The organism is Pedobacter steynii, from assembly GCF_900103665.1.
Lineage (GTDB): Bacteria > Bacteroidota > Bacteroidia > Sphingobacteriales > Sphingobacteriaceae > Pedobacter > Pedobacter steynii.
This window is the reverse complement of sequence record NZ_FNGY01000004.1, coordinates 501747-526911: the sequence shown is the minus strand read 5'-3', so window position 1 is coordinate 526911 and position 25165 is coordinate 501747. Positions and strand designations below refer to the sequence as shown.

18 protein-coding genes are annotated in these 25165 nt (G+C 43.8%); 10 read left to right on the top strand and 8 right to left on the bottom strand.

What is annotated here, in order from left to right:
- The first annotated feature begins 86 nt into the window (after positions 1 to 86).
- The 5 genes from BLQ87_RS14235 (at position 87) to BLQ87_RS14215 (ending at position 8397) form a co-directional block, all read left to right on the top strand.
- Entirely contained in the window at positions 87 to 3191 is a 3105-nt protein-coding gene (locus tag BLQ87_RS14235; RefSeq protein WP_074607971.1) for a SusC/RagA family TonB-linked outer membrane protein, read from the top strand.
- A gap of 17 nt (positions 3192 to 3208) precedes the next feature.
- A complete protein-coding gene (locus BLQ87_RS14230; protein ID WP_074607756.1) occupies positions 3209 to 4807 on the top strand; it encodes a RagB/SusD family nutrient uptake outer membrane protein in 1599 nt (532 codons plus the stop codon).
- Between the two features lie 26 nt (positions 4808 to 4833).
- Positions 4834 to 6246 carry a hypothetical protein gene (locus BLQ87_RS14225; RefSeq protein WP_074607754.1) on the top strand — a complete coding sequence of 471 codons (1413 nt, stop codon included), beginning with the start codon at positions 4834 to 4836 and terminating at the stop codon, positions 6244 to 6246.
- A 119-nt stretch (positions 6247 to 6365) separates the two neighbouring features.
- The gene (locus tag BLQ87_RS14220) at positions 6366 to 7427 is read left to right on the top strand and encodes a helix-turn-helix domain-containing protein (RefSeq protein WP_074607751.1); all 1062 of its coding nucleotides are present in this window, start codon (positions 6366 to 6368) and stop codon (positions 7425 to 7427) included.
- Between the two features lie 94 nt (positions 7428 to 7521).
- Positions 7522 to 8397 (top strand): CE1 family esterase, encoded by an 876-nt coding sequence (locus BLQ87_RS14215; RefSeq protein WP_074607749.1) that lies wholly within the window; start codon positions 7522 to 7524, stop codon positions 8395 to 8397.
- 7 nt (positions 8398 to 8404) lie between these two features.
- On the opposite strand, the gene BLQ87_RS14210 is transcribed toward BLQ87_RS14215, so the two are convergent.
- Both BLQ87_RS14210 and BLQ87_RS14205 read right to left on the bottom strand, forming a co-directional pair.
- Positions 8405 to 8923: a GNAT family N-acetyltransferase gene (locus tag BLQ87_RS14210; RefSeq protein WP_074607747.1), complete on the bottom strand. Its 519-nt coding sequence runs from the start codon at positions 8921 to 8923 to the stop codon at positions 8405 to 8407.
- Positions 8924 to 8944: 21 nt separating this feature from the next.
- Positions 8945 to 9550: an FMN-binding negative transcriptional regulator gene (locus BLQ87_RS14205; RefSeq protein WP_074607745.1), complete on the bottom strand. Its 606-nt coding sequence runs from the start codon at positions 9548 to 9550 to the stop codon at positions 8945 to 8947.
- A 75-nt stretch (positions 9551 to 9625) separates the two neighbouring features.
- Here BLQ87_RS14205 and BLQ87_RS14200 point away from each other — a divergent pair, with 75 nt between their 5' ends.
- The 3 genes from BLQ87_RS14200 to BLQ87_RS14190 all read left to right on the top strand — a co-directional run bounded on the left by BLQ87_RS14200 (position 9626) and on the right by BLQ87_RS14190 (position 14110).
- On the top strand, positions 9626 to 11107 hold the full coding sequence (locus BLQ87_RS14200) for an aminotransferase-like domain-containing protein (RefSeq protein WP_074607743.1): 1482 nt from the start codon (positions 9626 to 9628) through the stop codon (positions 11105 to 11107).
- A gap of 133 nt (positions 11108 to 11240) precedes the next feature.
- The gene (locus BLQ87_RS14195; protein WP_074607741.1) at positions 11241 to 12416 is read left to right on the top strand and encodes an aldose epimerase family protein; all 1176 of its coding nucleotides are present in this window, start codon (positions 11241 to 11243) and stop codon (positions 12414 to 12416) included.
- Positions 12417 to 12601: 185 nt separating this feature from the next.
- Complete coding sequence (locus BLQ87_RS14190) at positions 12602 to 14110, top strand: hypothetical protein (RefSeq protein WP_074607739.1); 1509 nt, start codon at positions 12602 to 12604, stop codon at positions 14108 to 14110.
- Positions 14111 to 14207: 97 nt separating this feature from the next.
- Here the strand turns inward: BLQ87_RS14190 and BLQ87_RS14185 are convergent, their stop codons facing one another.
- The 6 genes from BLQ87_RS14185 to BLQ87_RS14160 all read right to left on the bottom strand — a co-directional run bounded on the left by BLQ87_RS14185 (position 14208) and on the right by BLQ87_RS14160 (position 21986).
- Positions 14208 to 15893, bottom strand: coding sequence for a sodium/sugar symporter (locus BLQ87_RS14185; protein ID WP_074607737.1), 1686 nt, complete (start codon positions 15891 to 15893; stop codon positions 14208 to 14210).
- Between the two features lie 35 nt (positions 15894 to 15928).
- A complete protein-coding gene (gene araA / locus BLQ87_RS14180; protein WP_074607735.1) occupies positions 15929 to 17419 on the bottom strand; it encodes an L-arabinose isomerase in 1491 nt (496 codons plus the stop codon).
- A gap of 34 nt (positions 17420 to 17453) precedes the next feature.
- Positions 17454 to 18827 carry a glycoside hydrolase family 27 protein gene (locus BLQ87_RS14175; protein ID WP_083361870.1) on the bottom strand — a complete coding sequence of 458 codons (1374 nt, stop codon included), beginning with the start codon at positions 18825 to 18827 and terminating at the stop codon, positions 17454 to 17456.
- Positions 18799 to 19497 carry an L-ribulose-5-phosphate 4-epimerase gene (locus tag BLQ87_RS14170; RefSeq protein WP_074607732.1) on the bottom strand — a complete coding sequence of 233 codons (699 nt, stop codon included), beginning with the start codon at positions 19495 to 19497 and terminating at the stop codon, positions 18799 to 18801. The genes BLQ87_RS14175 and BLQ87_RS14170 overlap by 29 nt, the downstream gene beginning before the upstream one ends.
- On the bottom strand, positions 19484 to 21193 hold the full coding sequence (locus BLQ87_RS14165; RefSeq protein WP_074607967.1) for a ribulokinase: 1710 nt from the start codon (positions 21191 to 21193) through the stop codon (positions 19484 to 19486). Before BLQ87_RS14165 ends, BLQ87_RS14170 begins: the two co-directional genes overlap by 14 nt.
- Before the next feature lie 82 nt (positions 21194 to 21275).
- Positions 21276 to 21986: an NUDIX hydrolase gene (locus BLQ87_RS14160; RefSeq protein WP_074607730.1), complete on the bottom strand. Its 711-nt coding sequence runs from the start codon at positions 21984 to 21986 to the stop codon at positions 21276 to 21278.
- A gap of 189 nt (positions 21987 to 22175) precedes the next feature.
- Between BLQ87_RS14160 and BLQ87_RS14155 the strand changes: the two genes are divergently transcribed.
- Complete coding sequence (locus tag BLQ87_RS14155) at positions 22176 to 23135, top strand: glycoside hydrolase family 43 protein (RefSeq protein ID WP_083361869.1); 960 nt, start codon at positions 22176 to 22178, stop codon at positions 23133 to 23135.
- Between the two features lies 1 nt (position 23136).
- A complete protein-coding gene (locus BLQ87_RS14150; RefSeq protein ID WP_074607727.1) occupies positions 23137 to 25119 on the top strand; it encodes an alpha-L-arabinofuranosidase C-terminal domain-containing protein in 1983 nt (660 codons plus the stop codon).
- Positions 25120 to 25165 lie beyond the last annotated feature (46 nt).

Here is a 25165-nt window from a genome sequence, read left to right as displayed (position 1 = left end):
TTTGCCTGGCTGGCGGAAACGGAGCAAAACCTAATACTAACCAAATATAAAATGAATCAATTATTTACTAAATCTTAATGAACAGCATGGAAAAGAAATTCACTTTCAAATGGAAGCGCATCTTTTTACTGATGCTCTTCTCTGTGCTGACTTTCGGTCAGCAGGCACTGGCACAGCAGCGTCAGATCAATGGAAAGGTAAACGGAGCAGCCAATGGGCTGCCTATTCCTGGAGCTGTGGTAAAAATAAAAGGCAAAAGTGTTGGTGTAAGTACCAATAACCAGGGTGTTTACCGCATCAGTGCGGAAACCGGCGATGTTCTGCAAATCAGTTCCATTGGATTTGTCGCCAAAGAAGTCAAAGTAGAAGCCGCGAATGTCATCGACATCAACCTCGAAGATGACTTGCAAAACCTTTCGGAGGTGGTCGTGGTGGGTTATGGCGTGCAACAGAAAAAACTCGTTACCGGGGCTACGGTTCAGGTAAAGGGGGAAACTTTGCAAAAACAAAGCAGTACCAATGCTTTACAGGGATTACAGGGACTTACTCCCGGGGTGCAGATTGCATCAACCTCCGGACAACCGGGCGAAGGGATGAAAGTGACCATCCGGGGATTGGGAACGGTAGGTAACTCAGGACCGCTGTATGTCGTGGATGGGGTTCTTACCGGCGACATCAGTTATCTGAATCCTGCAGATATCGAATCTATTGACATCCTGAAAGATGCCGCTTCGGCGGCGATCTATGGTTCTCAGGCCGCAAATGGCGTGGTCCTGGTGACGACCAGACAAGGGAAGCGGGGACAAGCCGCGCAGATTACATTCGACATGTATGCTGGTATTCAGGACGTAGCAAGAAAGGCGGAGCTGCTCAATTCCTCCAAATATGCCGCTATGATGAACGAGGCCGCAATCAATGGGGGAAAACAACCGATTTTCAGCAATGCGCAGATTGATGCACTGGGAGCGGGAACCAACTGGATCGATGAAATGCTGGTAAAAAACGCGCCGACACAAAATTATGTGCTCGGTGCTTCAGGAGCTTCCGAAACTTCGGTATATTTTCTTGGTCTTTCCTATACCGGACAGGCAGGCGTGGTGGGTGGAAAAAAACTATCCAACTATGAACGCTATGGTTTTAGAATCAATTCTGAACATAATTTTTATAAAGACATTCTTAAAATCGGTCAGCATCTGACTTATTCCGACATAAAAAATAACGGGATTGGGGTAGGTAATCAGTACAACAACTCTTTACGTGGAGCATTTAATACCAGTCCGTTTGTTCCGGTTTATGACGATCAGGGTAATTTCTTTGACAACAGTAAATCGACCTGGAATAATGGAGAGGCAAATCCATACGCTTTAATGGTACTCAATAACAAGAACAGGCGAAACACCCAAAGGCTGCTGGGCGATATTTATATGATCGTTGAACCCATCAAAAACCTAAAGTTCAGGACAAGTCTGGGCATGGACTATAGCGCCGGGGAAAGCAATTCATTTAAACCGATTTACAACCTTTCCATCTATGCCTACAATACCGTAACCAGTGCAAGCCAGACGATGAACAAAGGCAAGTCTTTGATGTGGGACAACCTGTTGAGTTATAAGTTTGACCTTAAAAAAGACCATGTTTTTGAAATCATGGCAGGGAGTTCTGCTTATCGTGCTGATGGTTCCAATATTTTTGGAACCAATACCAACCTGATTTTTGAAGACCTGGATCATGCCTGGCTGAGCAATGCGCTCAATAAGAACAGCGCAGGGATCACCATTGGCGGAGGGCCTAATGATGCGGACCGGAGGCTTTCTTATTTTGGCCGGTTAAATTACAATTACAAAGAAAAATACCTGATCAATGCGACTTTCAGGGCTGATGGTTCTTCCAGATTTGCTGCTCAAAACCGCTGGGGCTATTTCCCCTCCGTTTCCGCAGGCTGGGTCGTAACCAATGAACGTTTCCTTGAAGGGCAGAAAGGATGGCTCGACTTCCTGAAAGTCCGTGCCAGCTGGGGACAGGTAGGAAATCAGAATATTGCCGCCTTCCAGTATTTATCTCCCATTACCTTCGATAAGGTGAATTATATCTTTGGAGACAAAGAAGGGGTACTTACTCCAGGAGCCTATCCAAGCAGATTGGGCAACCCTAATGTCAGATGGGAGACTTCTGAACAGACAGATCTAGGATTTGATGCCACATTACTCAAAGGAAAGTTGAGTGTAAATTTTGATTGGTATAAGAAAACAACCAAAGATTGGTTGATCTCGGCACCGATTCTTGCCACAGCAGGGGCATTGCCACCTTTTATCAATGGAGGTAATGTGAAAAACTCTGGTGTAGAACTGGCGATATCTTATAAAAGCCATATCAACGATTTCAATTACTCGATCGGGATAAATGGTGCTTACAATAAAAATGAAGTGGGTAAGATCCCCACAGCTGATGGCATCATTCATGGGTCGACAAATCAGTTGTACGACAACTCATCAGAATTTTACCGGGCTGAAAACGGATTCCCTATCGGATATTTCTGGGGATTAAAAACGGCAGGAATTTTCCAGAATGTGGAGGAGGTGAGCAATTATAGGGCTGCTAACGGCAAAGTGATTCAGCCTTCGGCAGCTCCCGGTGATGTGAGGTATGTAGATCAAAATGGAGATGGAATCATCGACAATCTGGATCGCGGGATGATAGGGAAACCTAATCCGGATTATACTTTCGGAATCAACCTGTCTGCAGATTATAAAGGGTTTGACTTCTCCCTGGTTGCTTCCGGTGTTACAGGCAATGACATTGTCCAGTCTTATCGTAATCAGTCCGGACAATACGGTAATTATACGACCAGAATTCTGGACCGCTGGCATGGAGAGGGAACCTCGAATACGATTCCCCGTGTGACAGACGACAATAGAAACTGGACCTCTTTCTCTGATTTATACCTCCAAAAGGGAGATTATTTAAGAATCAGCAATGTCACTATTGGTTATGATTTTGGAAAGGTGCTGAAAAAGAGTTACCTGAAGCAACTGAGGTTGTATGCTGCAGCATTGAATGTATACACTTTCACCAAATACGATGGTATGGACCCAGAGATCGGCTATGGAACAGAAGGATTTGCTTCTGGAATTGACATTGGCTATTACCCAAGACCAAGGACCTTCATGTTTGGTGCTAACCTTAGATTTTAAATCCAGAACAGAAAATTATGAAGACGATAACTATAAAATTAAGCATCTGCGCAGTTTTTCTTTTAATGATGGGCGCATGTAAAAAAGGTTTTCTTGATGCGGAACCCATGACTACAGCAACAGATGTCAACTACTATAAAACACCAAAAGACGCACTTTATGCCTTGGTTGGTTGTTATGATGGGTTGCAGATCATTTGGTCTGACGGTGTTGCTTTGCCGGTTGCAGCAGAGGTAATGTCTGACAATACTTTTGGTGGTACCGGAAATTCAGACGGATTCGGCTATCAGATGCTGGATGAATTTGATAAATCACGTTCCCCTTCAGATCAGAATATGTTTGGCCGCAATTGGATCCTATATTACCAGGCATTGTATCGTTGTAATGTGCTGATTAGTAAAATGGATCAGATTCAATGGGGTAATGATGCTCAATTGAGAAAGACCTATGAGTCGGAAGCGCGCTTTTTGCGGGCATATCTGTTATTTGATATGGTCCGTTTATGGGGGGATATTCCCTTATTGACAGCACCTTCAGCAGAAAATGTTTCCCAGGCAAATCCTGATGAAGTTTATAAAGTAATTGCCAATGATCTTGTTTTTGCAGCAGATAATATGGCTGCAGTTGCTTATCCTGCGCAGGCAGTTGGTAGTCACGGTAGGGTCACTAAATACGCTGCTGAAGCGTTATTGGGGCGGGTTTTTCTATACTATACAGGTTATTATTCAAAAGCGGATCTGGTTGGAGTCGTGGATAAGACAAAGACACTGGGCTATTTAGAGCATGTCATCAGCACAGGTGGTTATGGCCTGATCCCTGATTTTGCAAAGCTATGGCCGGCAGCTTCGCTGGATGCTTACGCAGGTGAAGACAATAAGGAAACCATTTTTGCCATCAAATATACCTTTACCAGCGATTACAACGGAAATACAGATGGTAACCATTGGATGGTGTTTGGGGGATTGAGAGATCAATCGTTTTACCCTTATGGCAGTGGCTGGGGTGCAGAAACCGTGAATCCTAAGTTGTGGAGTGCCTATGCAGCCGGTGATACCCGAAAATCAGGTTCCATCATTTCTATTGCCGATGAAAAGATTCCATTTGTCAGTCAGAATAAGCAAAGGGAGTATACGGGATATTATATTAAGAAATACAGTCCGATGATTGGTCTGGATGGTAAACCCTTGCCGAATGCCAATGGTAATCCAAATTTCTCCATTGGGCAATATCAGGATTATGTGTCGATCCGCTATGCCGATGTATTGCTGATGGCCGCAGAACTGGGCAGCCCCAATGCACAGACCTATTTCAACGAGGTACGGCAACGTGCTTATCAGGGTGCATTTACGCCATTAGTCCTGACTCAGGACAACATGATGAAAGAACGCAGACTGGAATTTGCCTTTGAAGGCATTCGTTATTACGACCTGCTGCGTCAGGGTGTGAATAAAGCAGCGCAAGAGATTGCAGAAAGCACGACACTGTTAAATGGTGGTCAGCCGGTTACTAAAACGATCTCTGCAGGCAACATCATCCTCACCAAAGGACTGCAACAGATTCCTCACAGCGAGATCACTTTGTCTAACGGAACCTTAAAACAAAATGCGGGTTGGTAGCCGCTTCATCATTTAATCGAATAGAAATGAAACGATATATAAAACTTTTGATGATTTCCTTATTGCCTTTTCTTTTCTCCTGTAAAAAGGATAAACACAGCATGGGAGAAGTTCTCGATAAATCTGAAATCAAATTTTCAGTCCTGCAGGATATGAAAGCAGATGCAGGAGGAAATACGGTGATCTTGAAAAATATGACACCCGGTACATTGCCTATGTGGGATTATGGCACCGGAACCTCTACAAAAATGACCGATACGGTGAGGTTTGCTTTTGCCGGTGATTATGTAGTTCGCTTTTCTGTTGCTACAGGTGGGCGTGTGGTTAAACTGGATTCTGTGGTGGTTAAGGTGACGCAGGATAACCTGAACTATGTGAATGATCCGTTATGGACAGCGCTTACAGGTGGTGTGGGCAAGGAAAAAGAATGGGTACTGGATACGGAAGCGAAGTTTTTCAATGGGCCTATGTACTTTTATGGGACCAATATTGGCTGGCTTAAAGCTGGTGGACCATGGAAAGATGGTGCAGTACAAACCGGCTGCTATGGTGGGGATTGCTGGGTCTGGGAAGCAGGTTTAGGGGACATGTACCCAAATACGATGACTCAGGGCAATTATGGCTCGATGACTTTCAGTTTAAAAGGAGCTGCGGTTTTTAAAGCGGTTAAGCCGATGGAAAACATCAATAGCCAGACCGGAACTTACTTTTTAAATGTTGCCGGAAAAATACTGACCATTAACAATGCCGCGATCTTAAGAGGATATAAACCGGCCAAAAACGGCATTACGGGGATCAGCAACTGGACGAATTATAAAATCCTGTCGCTGGATGAAAATACGATGCAATTGGGCGTCATAAGGGATAAAGATGTAGATGGTGAAGGGTCTGCAATGCTTGTTTATAATTTCCTGACTAAAGCCTTTTCGGATAATTATGTACCCCCTGTGACCGGCCCTGATGAAGGCTTTGACCCGACATTCAAAACCGGGGAACTATTGACTACGCTCACCGGAACAGGGACTGCCGGAAGGGTGTGGAAGATTGATGCAGAAGGGAACCCTATAGACTGGATTGCTAAAGGTAAAGGTTGGACCAAATCTCATAATGATACCCGCGACTGGGGATGGAACAATGCCCTGGATGCGGTTGCTAAAGATTCATGGATATTGTTTAGTCGGACCGGAGGATCGAAATACACCAGAAATCAACATGGTGTAGTCAGTTCAGGAACTTTTACGATTAATGAACAGACGAACGAAGTCATCTTAAACGGAGAATTGTTGATCCAGTTTCCCGGAAGCAGTATTACACCGCTGAAAAATACATTTAAAGTAGTAAAAGCATTTCCCGGTAAAATTGAAAGTAAAGGCATTTGGTTTGGTACCGACTATAATACCGGAAAAGACGAATGGTTTGCTTTCCACTATATACTATAAATATATGCGACCGATATATTAATTTAAAACCTTTCAGGAGCCTGTTTCAATCAAGGGCTCCTGATTTTTTTATTTTACATCTCCTAAATTTATAGATTTAGGGAGAATATCTTTTACATATGTCGGTTACAAATCTATTTCTTGTTTTAATTAGCGGACTGGGTGTGCTGCATGGTTTTTTCCTGGGCATTTACCTTTGGACCTCTTCAAAAGGCAAGCGCATTTCTAATAGAATACTTTGCCTGATGCTGTTTGTACTCAGTTTTCGCATTGGTAAATCGGTGATTCTCGAATTTGCAGACCATATTGATTTGCAACTTATATTTACCGGTCTTGCAGCTTTGATGTTGATCGGTCCTCTCTATTATCTATACGTCTGCTCCGTCTTGAAAAAATTATTTCGGTTACAAAAAAGCACATTTTTACATTTTATACCCTTTCTGGTAGCATTTTCAGGGGCCTTAATGATCAGTAAAGAATGGATTAAAACGACCCCAACCTGGATGTTTATCCTGATGTTTTGTGTGTACTATGGCCATTATTTTATTTATTTATTCATGAGCTTTCGTTACATAAACAGGGTCAGAAAGGAAAGCGGAAATACTTCATATATACAATGGTTACTTCTTTTATGTTATGCGTTAACGGCAATCTGGGCCGTTTATGTACTAAATATTGTGGAAGATAAAATCCCTTACATTATAGGGCCGGTATTGTATTCTGTAATTGCCTATGGAATAACATGGATCTATATCAAAAAGGGGTATATGAATGATCAGTCGGCAGCTAAATATCAGACAACGCCATTGAGCCCAACGGAGACAACCGAGATTTTTGAAAATATAAAAAAGCTGCTGACTGATGATGAATTGTATAAAGATGCTGATCTTAGCCTGGCAATATTGAGTCAGCGTTTAAAAGTCAGCACCCAAAAGGCATCCATGGCGATTAACCTTTGCTATCAGTCAAATTTTAATAACTTCATCAATCAATACCGCATTGCTCATGCTTGCACCTTATTCGCAGATCAAAGTTTTCAGCATTACAACATTTCTTTTATCGCCTACGAATCCGGTTTTTCCAGCCTGAGCAGTTTTAACAGTGCATTTAAGAAAGTTACAGGGAGCACCCCATCGGTCTTTCGCAAAGAAGCGGAAAAGTATAAAATGCAGTCTGTCTAAAAAACATCAGCGGAATTACCATTTTGACTGACGAAATGATCATCTAAGAAGATGTGTTTTTCATTTTAACCTTGTTTTACATCAAAAACATAAGATGAAAAAAATGATTCTTCTGGCGTTCATTGCCATGGTTACTTTAAGCACAGTTAGTGCACAAATGCAGTCGTTTAAATTTAAACAGGCTAAAAGGAAGTATATCGTATATCTTCCGAAGACTTACGACGCAAAGAAAACATACCCGCTCCTCTATAATTTTCATGGGGGAGGAATGACGGCAACCGAACAAATGTTTTATTCAGGAATGAATAAGACAGCCGATAAGCTTAATTTTATTGTGGTTTACCCCAGCGGCATTAATGCAGATTGGAATGTAGGGTTTGAAATGTCTTATTTAAATGGGACTGATGATATTGGGTTTATTAAAGCCCTGAATGATACGTTAAGGCGTCGTTACAACATTAATACCAAGGCAGTATTTGCTACGGGCCTGTCAAGAGGAGGATTCTTTTGTCATCGTCTCGCGACCGAAATGCCGGAAACCTTCGCTGCAGTAGCTTCAATAGGAGGGGCTCTGCCTGACTCTGTAAAATACTATAAACGTTCAGACCAAAAAATTGCGGTGATGCAGGTTTCAGGAACAGCTGATCAGGTGGTGAATTACAACGGAAAAGCTGGTGCTTACAGTTCGGCATTGTCGACCTTCGATTATTGGATCTCGCATAACCGACTTTCCTTAAAACAGAAAAAGGAAAGGTCAATTGACCGGGATAAAAAAGACGGCACCTCGATACTGATTACTGAAGTTGCCGACCAGGGTACGGAGGTGATGCTGGTCAGCATTCAGGAAGGCGGACATACCTGGCCGGGGAGTGATCCTTTTAATATTGGCTTCCCCCTCGGGAAAACAAGCACTGAGATCAATATCAATGAGCTCATGTGGGACTTTTTCAGCCGGAACAAGAAGCCCTGATCATGCTTTAGAGCTCCCGTCTCATCATGATGTCAGTCTGCTCATCGTCGCCCATTTTAAAGATGTGCTGACCGAAGGGAACAAATCCATTTTTCGTATAGAATTTTATAGCTCTTGGGTTTTCTTCCCAAACACCCAACCAGACAGAGGATTTTTTTAATAGTCCGGCCACTTCCAGCGCTTTTTCATACAGCTGTTGTCCGACTTTCTTACCATGATAGGCGCTTAGCACATAAATGCGCTCGATTTCCAGTGAATTTTCATCCTGCAGCTCAGTCTGTGCCTGAGCTGTATTTACTTTCAAATACCCGATCGGACTTTGATCTTCCCATGCAATATAGAACCGGGAATCCGGATGGTTGAGCTCTGTAATCAGTTGCTCCCGGCTGAAATGCTCATCCAGATATTTTTTCATATCGGCCCCGGTATTGCTTGTTGCAAAGGTTTCAAAAAATGTTGCCCTCCCGATTTCCTGTAAAGTTTCTACCGCTTCGATAGAAGCTTTACTGATTTTAATGTTTTCCATAATGTGCTTTAATTTCCTAAGTTATAGCTTTCTGATGTAGGCTGCCAGGTCAGTTTCAACGGTATTGACCATTTTTTCCAGATGCTCAACGATCCGGTGGCGCTCTGCCTTGGATTTATTCTGGCTTAATTTCTTTTGTCCCTGCAGGTCGGTTACTTCCAATTCGAAAGCCACAATACCCCTCATCATTCCCTTTTTGAATTTGTCGGACAGACTGTCCCATTGTGCTAAATAATTTTGGTCATAAAACCTGATCATCTCTTCCAGGACCTTGATTTTGGAACTTTCATCTTCCAAGACTTTTGCCTTGCCATAGGCATGTACAGAAATGTAATCCCAGGTGGGAACACTTTCGGCTTTATCATAGTGAAGGGGAGAGATATAGGCATGTGGTTCTGTAAACAGGACCAAAGAAGTATTGGCTTCGATATATTTCGCCTGTTCATTGGCAAGGGCAAAATGAGAGGTTAAGACCAGTTTATCTGAGCTTTCGTTAATATAAAATGGCAATTGTGTTGCAATGGGGATCTGCTCCTTATTGGTAACGATTGTTGCAAAACTGTACTGCTTCATAAAAGCAATCTTTTCTGCCTCATCTTTAAACTGAAATTGATTTGGTATGTACATAAATTAATCCCTTTCCTTTTGTTTCCTCAAAAATACCTTATAATTGGATTACCTTTATAGTCCAATCTTAATAAAATGAGTAGTCCAATTGTCCAGCAGCTTTTCACTGAAATCTCATTTGTCACTTCTTCCGACAGGTCCCTTTATCTTCAGCTTTCCGATGCGATCTTATCCTTCATCAAAAAAGGCAAGCTACGTTCGGGACAGAAGTTGCCGGGATCAAGGGAAATCGCCGCCTTATTGCAAATCAACAGAATCACAGTCACTAAGGCCTATGAAGAATTGCAAACACAAGGCTGGTTGGAAAGTCTGGTTGGCAGCGGCACGTTTGTATCTTCACACATCGTGGACCATGAGCCGGAAAATCTGGGCGGAAGCCTGGTACCTGCTTCATTAAAGAAGGCTGGTTTTGCAATACCATCCCTAAACTATCTTGCTAGCGTTTCCGACACGCCAATTACGGAACTTCATTTAGACGATGGCTATCCTGATCCGAGACTGGCGCCATTAAAGGAGTTTTATCGGGCTTACCGGACCCAGTTGACACGAAGCGGATTATATGATAAGTTTGGGAGCTACAGCAATTCTGCCGGCTCTGGTTATTATAGAGAAGCCATCGCAAATTACCTTAATGAGACGCGGGCTTTACAAGCAAAGGCAAGTAACGTTCTTTCCGTAAGGGGAACGTTAATGGGCATTAACCTGGTCTGTACGGCACTGATTAAACCGGGTGATGTCATTGTTTCGGGTATTCCAGGTTGGAAAAGAGCGGAGCATAATTTTATTCATGCCAGGGCAAAGCATATCGGTATCAAGGTAGATGAATATGGAATCGTGGTTGATGAACTGAGAGAAATCTGCAGGAAACAAAAAGTAAGGATGGTTTACGTCACACCGCATCATCATTATCCGACTACAGTATCGCTCCGGATCGATCGGAGGTTAGAATTATTACGACTCGCTAACGAATATGGTTTCATCATTTTTGAGGATGACTACGATTATGATTTTCACTATAAGCACCGTCCGCTATTACCCTTAGCGAGTGCCGATGAAAATGGAATGGTTATCTACTGTGGATCATTCGGAAAAAGCTTTTCCCCTGCTTTTCGTATGGGATACCTGGTCGCAGCAGAAAACGTGATCCAACACCTCGCCAAGGTTCGGATTTTGTTAGATAGGCAGGGAGATCACATTTTAGACAATGCGATGGCTGAGCTGCTAAACGACAATACGACACAACGCTACCTCAGGAAGGCATTGTCGGTATATGAAAAAAGACGGGATCTTTTTTGCGACTTGCTAAGTACTGAATTAAAAGGTCTGGTGAATTTTACCATTCCTGAAGGAGGCATGACCGTCTGGACGGAATTTGATCCTTCAATAAACCTGGAAACCCTGGCAAAGAATGCCTACAGTAAAGGTTTGTATATCTCCGATGGTAAAGGACATCAATATCCTGATTATAAAACCAACGGCATCCGTTTGGGTTTTGCCTCTTCATCTAAAGAAGAATTGATAAGGGGTGTTGCAATTCTCAAAGGTTTGGTACCGTAACAGCAGCGGATATTGTTTGCTTTTAAGGACCGCATAAAATAGGGCAGGACTGAGGTTTGAATATTAAATGTTATTTTGACATTTAATATTCTTTTTCTACATTAGAGATGCAATCAAATATAGCAAGAAACGTATGAACAACAGACTTTATCCTACCTGCTTAGCCCTCATTTTTGCTGGGCTTTTAAGTGGATGTACCAGCTCCTTAAATAAAAATCCTGCATTCAGCGATACTTCTGCAGTATCAATGTTCTCTCTTCCCGATTCCGGAGCTTTTAAGGGGGAGGTAAAAGGAAAAGTAGTGAGCCTCTATACTTTGGTGAATAAGCATAGTGCAAAAGCAGTAATTACCAATTATGGTGGACGCCTCGTGTCTTTATTGGTTCCTGATGCTAAAAATGGTTTCACAGATGTGGTATTGGGCTACGACAGCCTGAAATCATATCAGAAAAAAGGAGAACCTTTTTTTGGTGCCTTAATCGGCCGGTATGGAAACCGAATTGCAAAAGGGAAATTCAGTCTGGATGGAAAAGCTTACCAGCTGGAACTGAATGATGGCGTAAACACCCTGCACGGTGGTTCCAGTGGTTTTTACGGACAGGTCTGGGAGGCTAAAAAAATCAATGAACAGACCTTGGAACTGAGCTATTTTTCTAAAGATGGAGAAGGGGGCTATCCAGGCAATTTAAAGGTTAAAGTAACCTATGAGCTGACGGACGACAATGAAGTTAAAATCAGTTATCTTGCAACAACCGATAAAAACACGGTGGTTAACCTGACCAATCATGCCTATTTTAACCTGAACGGGGCAGGCGATTCGACGATTACCGATCATTTACTGAGTATCGACGCAGATACCTACACACCGGTGGATGAAACCTTAATTCCGACCGGAAAAATTGAAAAGCTTGCAGGTACACCATTTGATTTCAATAAGCCAACTTTGATTGGTGCCAGGATCAACGAAAGCAATCAGCAATTGAAATATGGAAAAGGCTACGATCATAATTTTGTGTTAAGAAAAGCAGCAGGCTTGCAGAAAGTAGCCACAGTGAGCAGTCCGAAAACGGGTATCGTAATGGAAATCCTGACAGAAGAGCCTGGCCTTCAGTTTTACAGTGGTAACTTTTTAACCGGAGCAGATCATGATGGAAAAGGGAAAAGCAGTTACCCACACCGTTCTGCATTTTGCCTGGAGACACAGCATTTTCCAGATGCACCAAATCAACCGGCCTTTCCGTCAACCACATTGAAACCAGGACAGGAATACAAAACAGTAACGATTTATAAGTTCTCACTTAAGAAATAGTTGGCTAAAACAAGCAAAAAAAGGGGTATCCACCTGGATACCCCTTTTTTTGTGCCGTTTCTCTAACGTGTAGACGAATTGTAGATGACAATCCGGTAACCTGTAGCTTGTTGAATTTGCCGGTTATTTTTAGGAGCTGTAGCTTTACCTGAGTAATAAGCCTCCTTCAATTTTAACAAAAAGAAATGGATAAGAAATACGACTTTACTATTGAGAACTTCACAAGAATCATTAACTCAGACAGTGTTCCTGCCCATGATCGCAATGGACTTGACCTTGAGTTCGGCAATGCGGAAATTACCATAAAAAAGCCTTATATCGATACTGAAGGCCAGACGATGGGCAACAGTATCTTTATCTGGCAGGACAATGGACTGTGCATTTCCATACGGATAGAAGCTGGTTTTTTGTTTACTTTTTACAGGGAAACTGAAAAAGAAAGTTTTAAAACCCTTGAAGCGGCCAGCCCGGATGTCATTAAAGAATTTGCCTGGCAAACCTGGACTGGAATTGTAAATTATATAGATGATGCGGATGCCGGAGGGATCACTTTCCATGACTTCCAAAAGCAATTCGGTATTTACGCAATACCTTATGACCTGGAAAGACTATTTAAATTTGAAAAGGAGTATGGCGGAGGGATCTATGCAGACGGTTTCTGTCTGAACCTGATTGACAATACCGGATTAGAGACCTATTCAGAAGAAGAAAGTTTTCTGAATTCTTTTATAGAGTTTGCAACAGCCACAGCTGGAGGAAGTACTTACGCCATTTGGGTGATTAATGAAAATCTGGAAAAATGCCCGGTTGTGGTTTTTGGCGATGAGGGCGGAATACATTTAGTGGCAAAAAACACAGCAGATTTGGTCCGACTGCTCAGTTATGATGTGGAAATTTCCGTAGACTGGAAATCCGCTTATTTTTATAAAGATGAGGAACAAGATGACCAGAGCGAACACCGGGAAGCTTTTTGGGCCTGGTCTAAAGCAAACCTAGGACTGGAACCTATACAAACAGATGAAGAAGCGGCGGTCATCATAAAAGAAGCCAATGATCAGTTTGCCGATAGTCTGTATGATTTTTTAATAAAATACAATATTGATGTGGAGGAGGGCTTTGAAGCCCTGCGGGAACACCGGAGTTTTGAAGCATTTGAAAAGAATTTTCGGGGAAAAGAAATCCCTCAGGAATTGATTTCGCTCTATGCTTTTCAGGAGAACCATGCCAATTACTCACAGTATTTTCTGCTGAGGGGATATGATTTATCCGTTTTGAAAACATGGAACCAGAGCGATACATTTATAAGCGCGGTGATACCCTTTGCGAGGGCGACGAGTTTCGGTGCGCTTTACGCGTTATGGGATGAGGGAGTAGGGAAAGAAACTAAAGATATGCCCGTAATTGTGTTAGATGAAGAAAACGGAATAGATATCGTTGCTGAGAACGTATTGCAACTCCTGCGCCTGCTTACGTATGATATCGAACCTGTACTGGATGGCGAATGTATCAGGCTCAGCAACGATAGGGACAGTTATGCCTTGAGCAATAATATGGATGCTTATGTGACCTGGCTATCCGATAATTTTAAAATAGCACCTGTGGAAGAACCTTTTGAAGAAATTATAGACCCTGCTCAGGAAAAATTTTCTGATGCATTTTGGTATTGGGAAAAGGAAACGACAGATAAAGCCTGATCTGCAGGTTAAGCGCCTAAATAACAGGCAATAAAAAAAAGGAGATCCGAAAAACCCGGATCTCCTTTTTTCGTAGCGTTCTACAGGAGCAGATCAGCTACCAGAACTTCACATACAATGCTGCAATGAGCAATAGCGTGACCACGATCAGTGCCATTGTAGATGGCGCAACTTTGAACATGGATTTATCCAGTTCGAAAGCTTTAGGATTTACTTTAGGTCCGGCCAGACTCATCAAAATCATAATGGCCATTGTAAAGAAGAAGGAGAGGCCCATACAGATATGGAATGGAATCTCGAAGCCACCTTTGCCATTTGGATAAGCTGTATACAGGAAGGTATCATTGCCCAACAAGCCTGGCGCCATTTCATTGAAGAAAACGGAGAACAGAAATCCAGCCAGTACACCCGCAATGGCTGCACTACCTGTTGTTCTTTTCCAGAACATACCCAGGATAAACATCGCAAATACACCCGGACTAATAAATCCCGTGTATTTCTGGATAAAGGTAAAACCTCCTTCACCGCCGATGCCCAACAAGTCATTCCAGGTGAAGAGCACTGCCAGGATCATCCCCACAAATACAGTTGCCCTGCCCACGAGAACGAGGTTTTTTTCTTCTGTACCTTTCTTAAAATACTTGGCGTATATATCCAGGGTGAAGATGGTAGAAATGCTGTTTACCTTCCCCGCAAGTGAAGCCACAATGGCTGCGGTTAATGCGGCTACAGACAGTCCTTTAAGGCCAGTTGGTAAAAAGGTAAGTATCGCAGAATAGGCCCCGTCTTTGCCGCCGATCAATTGAGGCAAATGCCCGCCTTTGTACAATACATAAGCCGCAATACCCGGCAACATCACGATCAATGGCATCATCAGCTTCAAGAGACCCGCAAAAAGAATCCCTGTCCTTGCGGTTTTAAGATCTGCGCCCAATGCACGCTGGGTGATGTATTGATTACATCCCCAATAGTTGAGGTTGATGATCCAGATACCAGCTACATAAGAAGCCAATCCAGGGAAAGTCAGGTATTTACTGATCTCATTTTGTGTCGATTCTGCAGTCGGTTTCGGGATGATCATTTTGAAATGCTCTGGAGCATGGTCCATCAAAACTTTGAATCCGGCAATGGCGTTGGGGCCGACACCGAATTTCTCACCCACAACCGTTAAGGCAATGTAGGTGGTTACCAATCCTCCAAAGATCAGTACCGCCACCTGAATCACGTCGGTATAAGCAACGACTTTCATCCCTCCTAAGGAGATGATCAGTGCAAATACCGCAAGTCCGATCATGATCACATGGAGGTAATCTCCACCCGTAAGTCCGTTAATGGCCACAGCACCCAGGTAAAGAATAGAGGTCAGGTTTACAAATACATATAAAAACAACCAGAAAATGGCCATGATCAGGGCAACAGATTCATTGTACCTGGTCTTCAGAAACTGAGGCATGGTGTAGATTTTGTTCTTAAGGTATACCGGAATGAACCAAACGGCAACGATAATCAGTGCAATCGCAGCAATCCATTCATAAGCGGCTACAGCAATACCGAGAAAGAAACCTTCGCCACTCATGCCAATAAATTGCTCGGCAGAAATGTTGGAGGCAATCAGGGAGGCACCTATGGCCCACCAGGTCAGCGTTCCTTCAGCAAGAAAGAAGGCTTTGGCATCATGCTCATTTTTTTTACGCTGTCGGTAGATGTAGTATCCATAACCGGAAACGATTAAAAAATAGATGATAAAAACTACATAATCTGTAGTTACTAAATTGTTGTTCATATGGCTCTATTTGGTTATTTTGAACAAGTGTCTGCTTATTTATAAAAGATTTCGTTCCATTGCAGTTCATTTCTAAACTGGTTGATCTTCGTATCGGCACCGATGTTGATATACTCTATGCCGGCGATATTTGCGAAATCAAGTAAATGTGCAGTGGTTAGATTCTGACTATAGGCGGTATGGTGTGCACCGCCAGCATAGATCCAGGCAGCACAGCCGGTCTTCATATCAGGAAGGGGTTTCCATAACACCTGTGCGACTGGTAATTTTGGTAATTGGTGTTCAGGTGCTACCGCTTCCACTTCGTTTACAAGCAAGCGGAATCGATTGCCCATATCGATAATAGAAGCGTTGAGGGCATTTCCTGCGGCAACACTGAAGATCAGTCTGGCTGGATCTGCTTTGCCGCCAATGCCTAATGGATGTACTTCCAATCGTGCTTTTTCATTGGCCAGGGAGGCATCAACTTCCAGCATATGTGAGCCCAGTACCATAGAATTAGCCGGATCAAAGTGATAGGTATAATCTTCCATAAAGGCGTTGGCTCCAGGCAATCCGGCTCCCATTACCTTACAGGCACGCACCAATGCGGCGGTTTTCCAGTCGCCCTCTCCGGCAAATCCATATCCTGCGGCCATCAGTCGCTGTGCGGCAATACCAGGCAGTTGAATCATGCCATGTAAATCTTCAAACGTATCACTGAAGCCTTTAAAATTGCCATCTTCCAGGAACTTTTTCAGACCAAGCTCTATTTTTGCCGCTTCATAAACAGAAGAATGTCTGTCGCCACCAGGGAGCAGGTCAGCGGATATAATGTAACTGGCTTCATATACTTTCAGGAGCTCCTGGATGGATTCCTCGGGAATGCTGTTGATCACCGCAACGAGGTCACCAATGCCGTAAGTGTTGACTTGAAAGCCAAACTTCAGTTCGGCTTCTACCTTGTCGCCATCCGTAACGGCTACATAGCGCATATTGTCGCCAAATCTCGCAAATTTAGCGCCTTGCCAGTCGTGCCAGCCGGCAGCTGCCCGTGTCCAGGTATCAATTTCTTTCAATACTTCGGGGTCTTGCCAGTGGCCTACCACTACTTTTCGGTCTTTACGCATCCGGGTCACCATAAATCCAAACTCACGGTCGCCATGTGCGCTCTGGTTCAGGTTCATGAAATCCATATCGATGGTATCCCATGGAATGTCGCGGTTAAACTGGGTATGCAGGTGAAGTAAAGGTTTTTGAAGGATATTCAAGCCCCTGATCCACATTTTAGCGGGAGAAAAGGTATGCATCCAGGTGATGACACCAATACAATTTGCCGTGATGTTAGCTTGTTGTAAGGTTTCAAATATCTCCTCTGGTGTTTTTACGATGGGTTTATAAATGACTTTAACAGGGATTTGTGGCGCGGTATCCAAAGATTCGGCCACCTGTTGTGCGTGCTCGGCTACTAATTTCAGTGTTTCTTCTCCGTACAGGTGCTGGCTCCCGGTAATGAACCAGACTTCTAATTCTTTTAAGTTGATCATATTTCTTAGCTTGTCTTTTATATAGGTTGTTTGATTATTTAATTGCAGAGAGACGGAAAAGACCTGCTCCGTGTTTATTGATGGTTGCGCTAAAGGTCCCCTTAACGATGCCTTTGTCGGTTTTACTCCAAAGGTCTCTGAGCTTACAAGGCTTGGTAAAGCCAAGGTCATTCAGGTTTACAGAAATCTTTAGGGCTTGCGGAGCATCGCCAGGATTAAAAAGGGCGACATATTGATCTCCGGTTTTTGGATCCTCTGCTACCCAGCAGACACCCTGTTCGTTGCGAAACAATTGTCTGTTGTTACTACTGTGGTTCAAGACATCGAGCACTTCCCTGTTGGTTAGCAGGGAAAGGGTAAAAGCATCATTGCCGGGTAGGTCACCGCCAAACATCAATGGAGAACGGAATATGGTCCAGAGTGTCATCAGGGTATATTGTTCATCTTTGGTAAAGGCGGTCATTCTTGGATTTCCACGCTCGGCACGGATCCCTATTTTCCCCAGAGGAAGCATGTCGCCATCCGGCCAGGCACCCGCTGCTCGGTATTTATTCCAGCGCTCAAAGACCTCAAAATGATCTTTTAGCATTGGCCAGTTGTCCCAGAAATCATCTACTGTACGCCACATATTGGCATGCTCCTGAACATGCGGAGCACTTGCGATTGGTGTTTCTCCGGGTGAGGTACTCAGGACGATTTTTCTCCCCGTTAATGCAATCGCTTTACGGATCATTTCTACCTCTCCCGTGTGGTAAGGTCTGGAAAGGTCATCTACCTTAATGAAATCTACACCCCATGAAGCGTATAGTTTAAACAAGGAGTTATAATATTCCTGTGCACCATCTCGGCCGGCCACTACGGTATACATATCCCGCAACCACAGGCATTGTAATTCAGTGCTGTAAATGTCTTTAGCGGTAGCCTTACTGCCCAGAATCGGCAGGTTGCGTTTTACCGCTTCTACCGGAATACCCCGCATGATGTGAATCCCGAATTTCAGTCCTTTTTTGTGGATATAGTCTGCCAGCGGCTTAAATCCTTTACCACCTGCAGCGGAGGGAAAACGGTTCACTGCGGGTTGAAACCTGCCGTATTCATCAAGCACATAATCGGGATTGCTTTCATTGTATCCATGTGCTTTGTCATTACCTACATACCAGCGGATGTCTACGACTACATATTCCCATCCAAATGCTTTCAGATTTTTAGACATATAATCTGCATTGGCTTTTACTTCAGATTCTACTACAGTAGGGCCAAAGCAATCCCAGCTGTTCCAGCCCATAGGAGGCGTTTTCGCCCAGTCATGAAAATCCTTTTGCTGTGCATTTACGGTGACCAGCGCTCCCATCAGAAACGCACAGGCCAGTGCTATTTTTTTACTGACCATAATAACTGTCCGGACCATGTTTACGTTCAAAATGTTTCTTAATTAATGCTTCCTTTAGTTTTGGCGATTGCGGGTTGATCTGATTGGTTAGCAGCGCCATTTGTGCTACAGACTCCAGCACGGCACTATTATAAACTGCTTTTTCTGCCGTTTTCCCCCAGGTAAAAGGAGCATGATTTCCAACCAGAATCATTTCTACATCATGGTGACTATAGCCAAGTTCTTTAAAGTGATTGATGATCTGGAAACCGGTTTCATATTCATAATTTCCCTTGATCATCTCGTCATTCATTGGCGGTGCGCAGGGGACATCCACTGTAAGGTGATCGGCATGGGTGGTCCCAAAAATAGGAACATCCATTTGTGCCTGAGCCCAGGCCGTAGCATAGGTAGAATGGGTATGTACAATGCCGTTGATTCCATCCCAATGTTTGTAAAGTACAGCATGGGTTTGGGTATCTGACGATGGCCTGAGTGTGCCTTCTACGGTATTTCCCTCAAAATCTACGATCACCATTTTTTCTGGTGAAAGATCTTTATAAGGCACACCGCTTGGCTTGATGGCAAAAACACCCTCATCTCTGTCGGCCGCACTGACGTTTCCGAAAGTAAAAAGCACCAGGTTTAACCTGGGTAGCTCCATGTTGGCCTCATAGGCCATTTCACGTATGATTTTATAAATGCTCATGATACATCGGTTTGATCTCTTTTTGATGATGGTGCTCCAGGTAATTGCCTAGCGCCAGATATTCCTGATATTGCTTGCGGTATCGCGTTTGTTTTTCCTGGTTTGGCTGATATTCTGCTTCAAATCCTGTCCCCATGGCTTCCATTGCAGCTTCAATATTTGGGTGAATTCCTGCTGCTACTGCAGCAAACATGGCTGCTCCCAATGCGCAGGTATGTTCAAACCGGTGAATTCTGATCGGCATTTCCAATACATCAGCCATCATCTGCATGATGTAAGGCGACTTTTTGGCGACTCCGCCTATGCCGATAATCCCTTCCACGGGTACACCCTGATCTCTGAACCGGTCAACAATACATTTTGCACCAAAACAAGTTGCTGCGACCAGCGCCCGGAAAATTCGGGGCGCATCGCTTCCCAGACTTAAACCGGTGATGGCGCCTTTGAGTTCCTGATTGGCATCGGGAGTTCTTCTGCCATTTAACCAGTCAATGGCCAATTCGGCATCGTCGCTATCAGGCAATAGTTGAGCCTGCTCACTTAAACGGGAGATGATTTTCGCTTCCAGCCCCGCTTTTAAAGTAGCTGCTGTCGTTGGATGAATCAAATCGGATTCTGAAAGGAGCAAGTTTAATGGCCAGCTGATCAGGTTTTTGAACCAGGCATAGACATCTCCAAAAGCCGACTGGCCGGCTTCGAGTCCCATCATTCCGGGAATAACAGAACCGTTTACTTGTCCGCAGATACCTTGTACCAGCTTGCCATCCAGATCTGCTGAAGGGGCAATGAGAATGTCACAGGTGCTGGTACCCATGATTTTACAAAGGTGATAGGGGGCAATCTGTCCGCCTACCGCACCCATATGTGCGTCAAATGCACCTACACCAACGATAACCTCTGTGGAGAGGCCCAGGCGGTTTGCCCATTCTTCGCTTAATGTTCCTGCCGGTTCATCTGAAGTATAGGTGTCCTGGAAAAGTCTCTCTCTGAATCCTGACAATAGGGGATCTAGCTGGCTAAAAAACTCCTCTGGTGGAAGGCCTTCAAACTGTTCCGCCCAAAGCGCCTTATGGCCTGCGGCGCAACGGCTCCTTTTCATCTTCAACACATCATTCCCGCCGGTCAGTAGGAAGGGAATCCAGTCGCAGTGCTCTACCCATGAAAAGGTAGCATCGCGGACAGCAGCGTCTGCCCTGAGTACATGAAGGAGTTTTGCCCAAAACCATTCGGAAGAGTAAATTCCGCCCACATAGCTGAGGTAATTGGTCTCAAATTTGGCAGCATGTTCATTGATCTCTGCGGCTTCCCTGATTCCGGTATGGTCTTTCCAGAGCACGAACATGGCATTCGGATTTTCTTCAAAGCCTGGAGTAAGCGCCAGAGGCGTTCCGGTTTTGTCAACAGCTACCGGACTGGAGCCCGTGGTGTCTACAGAAATTCCTTTTATGGCGTTCGCTATTGCTGCGCCGCCGGCTTTTGCAATACAATCTTTAATGGTATGTTCGAGCCCTTCGATGTAGTCCAGGGGATGTTGCCTGAACTGATTTGAGGAAGGCTCGCAGTACAGGTTTTTTTGCCACCTTTTATAATAATAGACAGAAGAGGAGCGCTCGGCTCCATTTTCGGTATCTACAATTACGGAGCGCACAGAGTCGGAGCCGTAATCAATACCGATGACATATTTGGTTAGTTTCATGGTCATTATAATAAACGTCTAATTAACGTTTATTTTTTTGACAAATGAAAATTATTGTGAAATTTCTTTCAGACCGGCCGGATTACATACTGATCAGATGCTCGGGATTTGGGATGAAATTTAAGAAGGACTGGAACTTGGCCTTGTATTTATTTTTATCCAATGTATAATAAAAAGCACCCCGTTTGGAACTGGATTTATCTTTTTCACTGAGTTTGATGAGCAGGTCTGTAGAATTGACTTTACGGATAAAATTCCTGTTGTCGATTTTGGTATTGTATACCTGTTCGTAAAGATTCTGCAATTGAGGAATGGTGAATTTTTTCGGTAGCAATTCAAACAGAATAGGGTGCAGGGCTGCTTTGTAGCGAATTCTTTTTTTAGCTTCTTCGACCATAATGTCGTGATCAAAGATGAGGGAGGGGGCATCGTTGATCAGGAACCATTCCGCATGGTAGCGGTCGCTGATCTGTGTTTTGTATTTATTGATGTCTATCAATGCAAAATAGGCAACTGATATGGTCCGCTCTATCGGATCTCTTTCCGGACTTCCATAAGCCTTGAGCTGTTCCAGGTATAAATCTTTAAGCCCGGTCAGCTGATACAGGATGCGCTCTGCTGCACCATATAAGTTTTCATCGGCCCCCACAAAACCACCCATCAGACTCCATTGGTCTTTTGCAGGCTGGAAGCCTCTTTTGATGAGTAATATTTTCAATTGTTCGCCGTCAAAGCCAAAGATGATGCAGTCGACTGCAACCAGAACGCGCGTCTGTTCAGAATAGGTAATCATAGAGTAGATGTATTTATCAAAAGCAATTTATAAAAATTTAACTCAAAGCTACAAAAATAATAATCGTTGATTTGACGTTTAATATATAATTCATACATTAGCAGGGCTGGGAATGATCGCCCGGCAGGTTCCTGATTGGACACAACCAGGTAATCAGGCAACCCAATAACCAACGAACCGGAACCAAGTATGGATTTTTTAAAGTACCAGCCAGCTCTGCTGATTTTAGCAATTCTTGCTCCTGATTTTTCAAATGCTCAGGTGATTAAAAAAGAGGGCAACCCAATCGTCACCGATAAGTTTACGGCAGATCCTGCAGCAATGGTCTATAAAGACAGCGTTTACCTGTACGCGGGACATGATGAGGCGCCGGATTCGAAAAATTATTATGAAATGAAAGAATGGCTGGTCTATTCCTCGGCAGATATGCGCAGCTGGAAAGCACACCCTTCTCCGCTGAATGTAAAAGCTTTTCAATGGGCAAAAGGGGATGCCTGGGCTTCACAGGTCATCGCACTTAAAGGTAGATTTTACTGGTACGTTGCTGTAGAGCATCAGAATGGAGGGAAGGCCATAGGTATTGCGGTGGCAGATCATCCGCTTGGCCCCTTTAAAGATGCGATTGGTAAAGCTTTAGTCAGCAATGAAATGACGACTTCCACTAAAATTACCTGGGATGACATTGATCCTTCAGTGTTCATTGATGACGACGGACAGGCCTACCTTTTCTGGGGAAATACCGCCTGCTACTATGCAAAACTAAAAGAAAACATGCTGGAATTTGACGGCGAAATCAACACCATCCAGGGCTTGCCCAAATTCACAGAAGCACCTTGGATCCATAAACGCAAAGACTGGTACTACCTTTCCTACGCGGTAGAATTTCCGGAAAAGATCGCCTATTCGATGAGCAAAAATATCAATGGACCATGGGTGTATAAAGGCATTTTAAACGAAATCGCAGGTAATTCGAATACGAACCACCAATCCATCATCCAGTTTAAGGGAAAAGATTATTTCATTTACCACAATGGCGCCATTAATCCCAACGGCGGCAGTTACAGGCGTTCTGTTTGCATCGACAGATTATACTATAATAAAGATGGAAGTATGAAAAAGATCATCATGACTACTGAAGGCATAAAATAATATGAAATATAAAAGCAACTTAATCGCCCTGCTTTTGGCCGGGACATTTTTTAGTGCAGGGGCACAACAACCTGAAGTTATTGTGGTCAATGCGGCTAAATCCGAAGGGAAAGTGTCACCAACCATGTGGGGCGTGTTTTTTGAAGACATCAATATGGGGGCAGACGGCGGTATCTATGCCGAAATGGTAAAGAACCGCTCGTTTGAATTCCTGAAACCCCTGATGGGCTGGTCCGTAAAAGGAAAAAAGATCGGGGAGGGCGACCTGCTCGTACAGAACAGGCAGGGAGCAAACCTTGCAAATCCAAGGTACCTGAGGGCGACAATCAAAGGAGCTGCAAAAGGAGAAGCAGGGATCAGTAATGAAGGTTTCAAAGGAGGTATGGGTGTAAAAAAGGGCCTGAAGTACGACTTCTCCCTGCTGTACAGACAGCAAAGTCCGGGAATCACCCTCCATGTGGAACTGCTGGATGAGGGAAATATAGTATTGGCAAGAGGATCAATGAAACCGGCTGATGCTTCAGGACAATGGAAAAGCCAGGAACTGAGCTTTATAGCGGATGCCACTGCAGCGAAAGCCAAATTGAACATCTGGTTTGAAGGAAATGGTGTCCTGGATATGGACATGATCTCCTTGTTTCCTGAGGATACCTGGAAGGGCCGTAAGAAGGGCATGCGCAGGGATATGATCCAGATGCTGGCAGACATGAAGCCAGGTTTTATCCGTTTTCCGGGTGGTTGTATTGTCGAAGGAATTGACCTGGCCAACAGGTACCAATGGAAAAAAACAATAGGACCGATTGAAGAACGTCAATTGATCATGAACCGCTGGAATGTGGAGTTCAACCATCGCCCGTCCCCTGATTATTTTCAAACCTTTGGACTCGGATTTTTTGAGTATTTTCAATTGGCCGAAGACATCGGCGCAGCCGCATTGCCGATCCTGAACTGCGGAATGGCTTGTCAGTTTAATACCGCTGAAGTGGTTGCTTTGGATCAGCTGGATCCCTATATCCAGGATGCCCTGGACCTGATCGAGTTTGCCAACGGCGATGCTGCTTCTGAATGGGGAAAAGTTCGCGCATCAATGGGACATGCGGAACCATTTAATATGAAATACTTAGGAGTGGGCAATGAGAACTGGGGCCCTCAGTACATTGAACGTGCAAAAGCATTTCAACAGGCCATTAAAGCAAAATATCCGGAGATCAACCTGATCTTCAGTTCTGGTACAGGCCCCGATAATGACGAATTCCGTTACCTGGATAAAGAACTGCGTGGAATGAAAGCAGATATTATAGACGAACATTATTACCGTTCTCCGGAATGGTTCCTTAAAAATGCAGCACGATATGACAATTACGATCGTCAGGGGGCAAAGATTTTTGCAGGAGAATATGCTGCTCATATCAAAGGAGACGCAACAGGAAGTAACAAAAACATATGGCAGGCAGCATTGGCCGAAGCGGCCTTTATGACCGGACTGGAACGCAATGCAGCGGTGGTTAATATGGCCTCTTATGCGCCTTTATTTGCGAATACCGAAGGTTGGCAATGGGCACCAGACCTGATTTGGGTAGATAATATGAGTATATATGGAACGCCAAATTACTATGTTCAGAAGCTTTTTTCTACCAATAAAGGCACACAGGTTTCACCTGCTTTAGCGGATGGAAAATCACTTTCCGGTCAGGATGGTTTATACGTTTCAGCAGTGGTCGACAGCATTAAAAAAGAGGTCATCGTTAAACTGGTCAATACCAATACAACGGAAAGAACTAAACAGGTAACTTTTGAGGGAATAAAGAAATTGGCTGCGGAAGGAAAGTTAACAACGGTTAAAGGAGATCTTCTGGACCAAAATTCAATAGCAAAACCTTCAAACATTGTTCCCTCAGAATCGATGCTGAAATTAAAAGGGAAAAATACAACCCTGAAAATGCCGGCAAATTCTTTTATGATGCTTAAAGTTAGCTATAAATAACGGAGCAACAAATAGCGGAGCAACAAATAAAGGATAGCTGATAAAT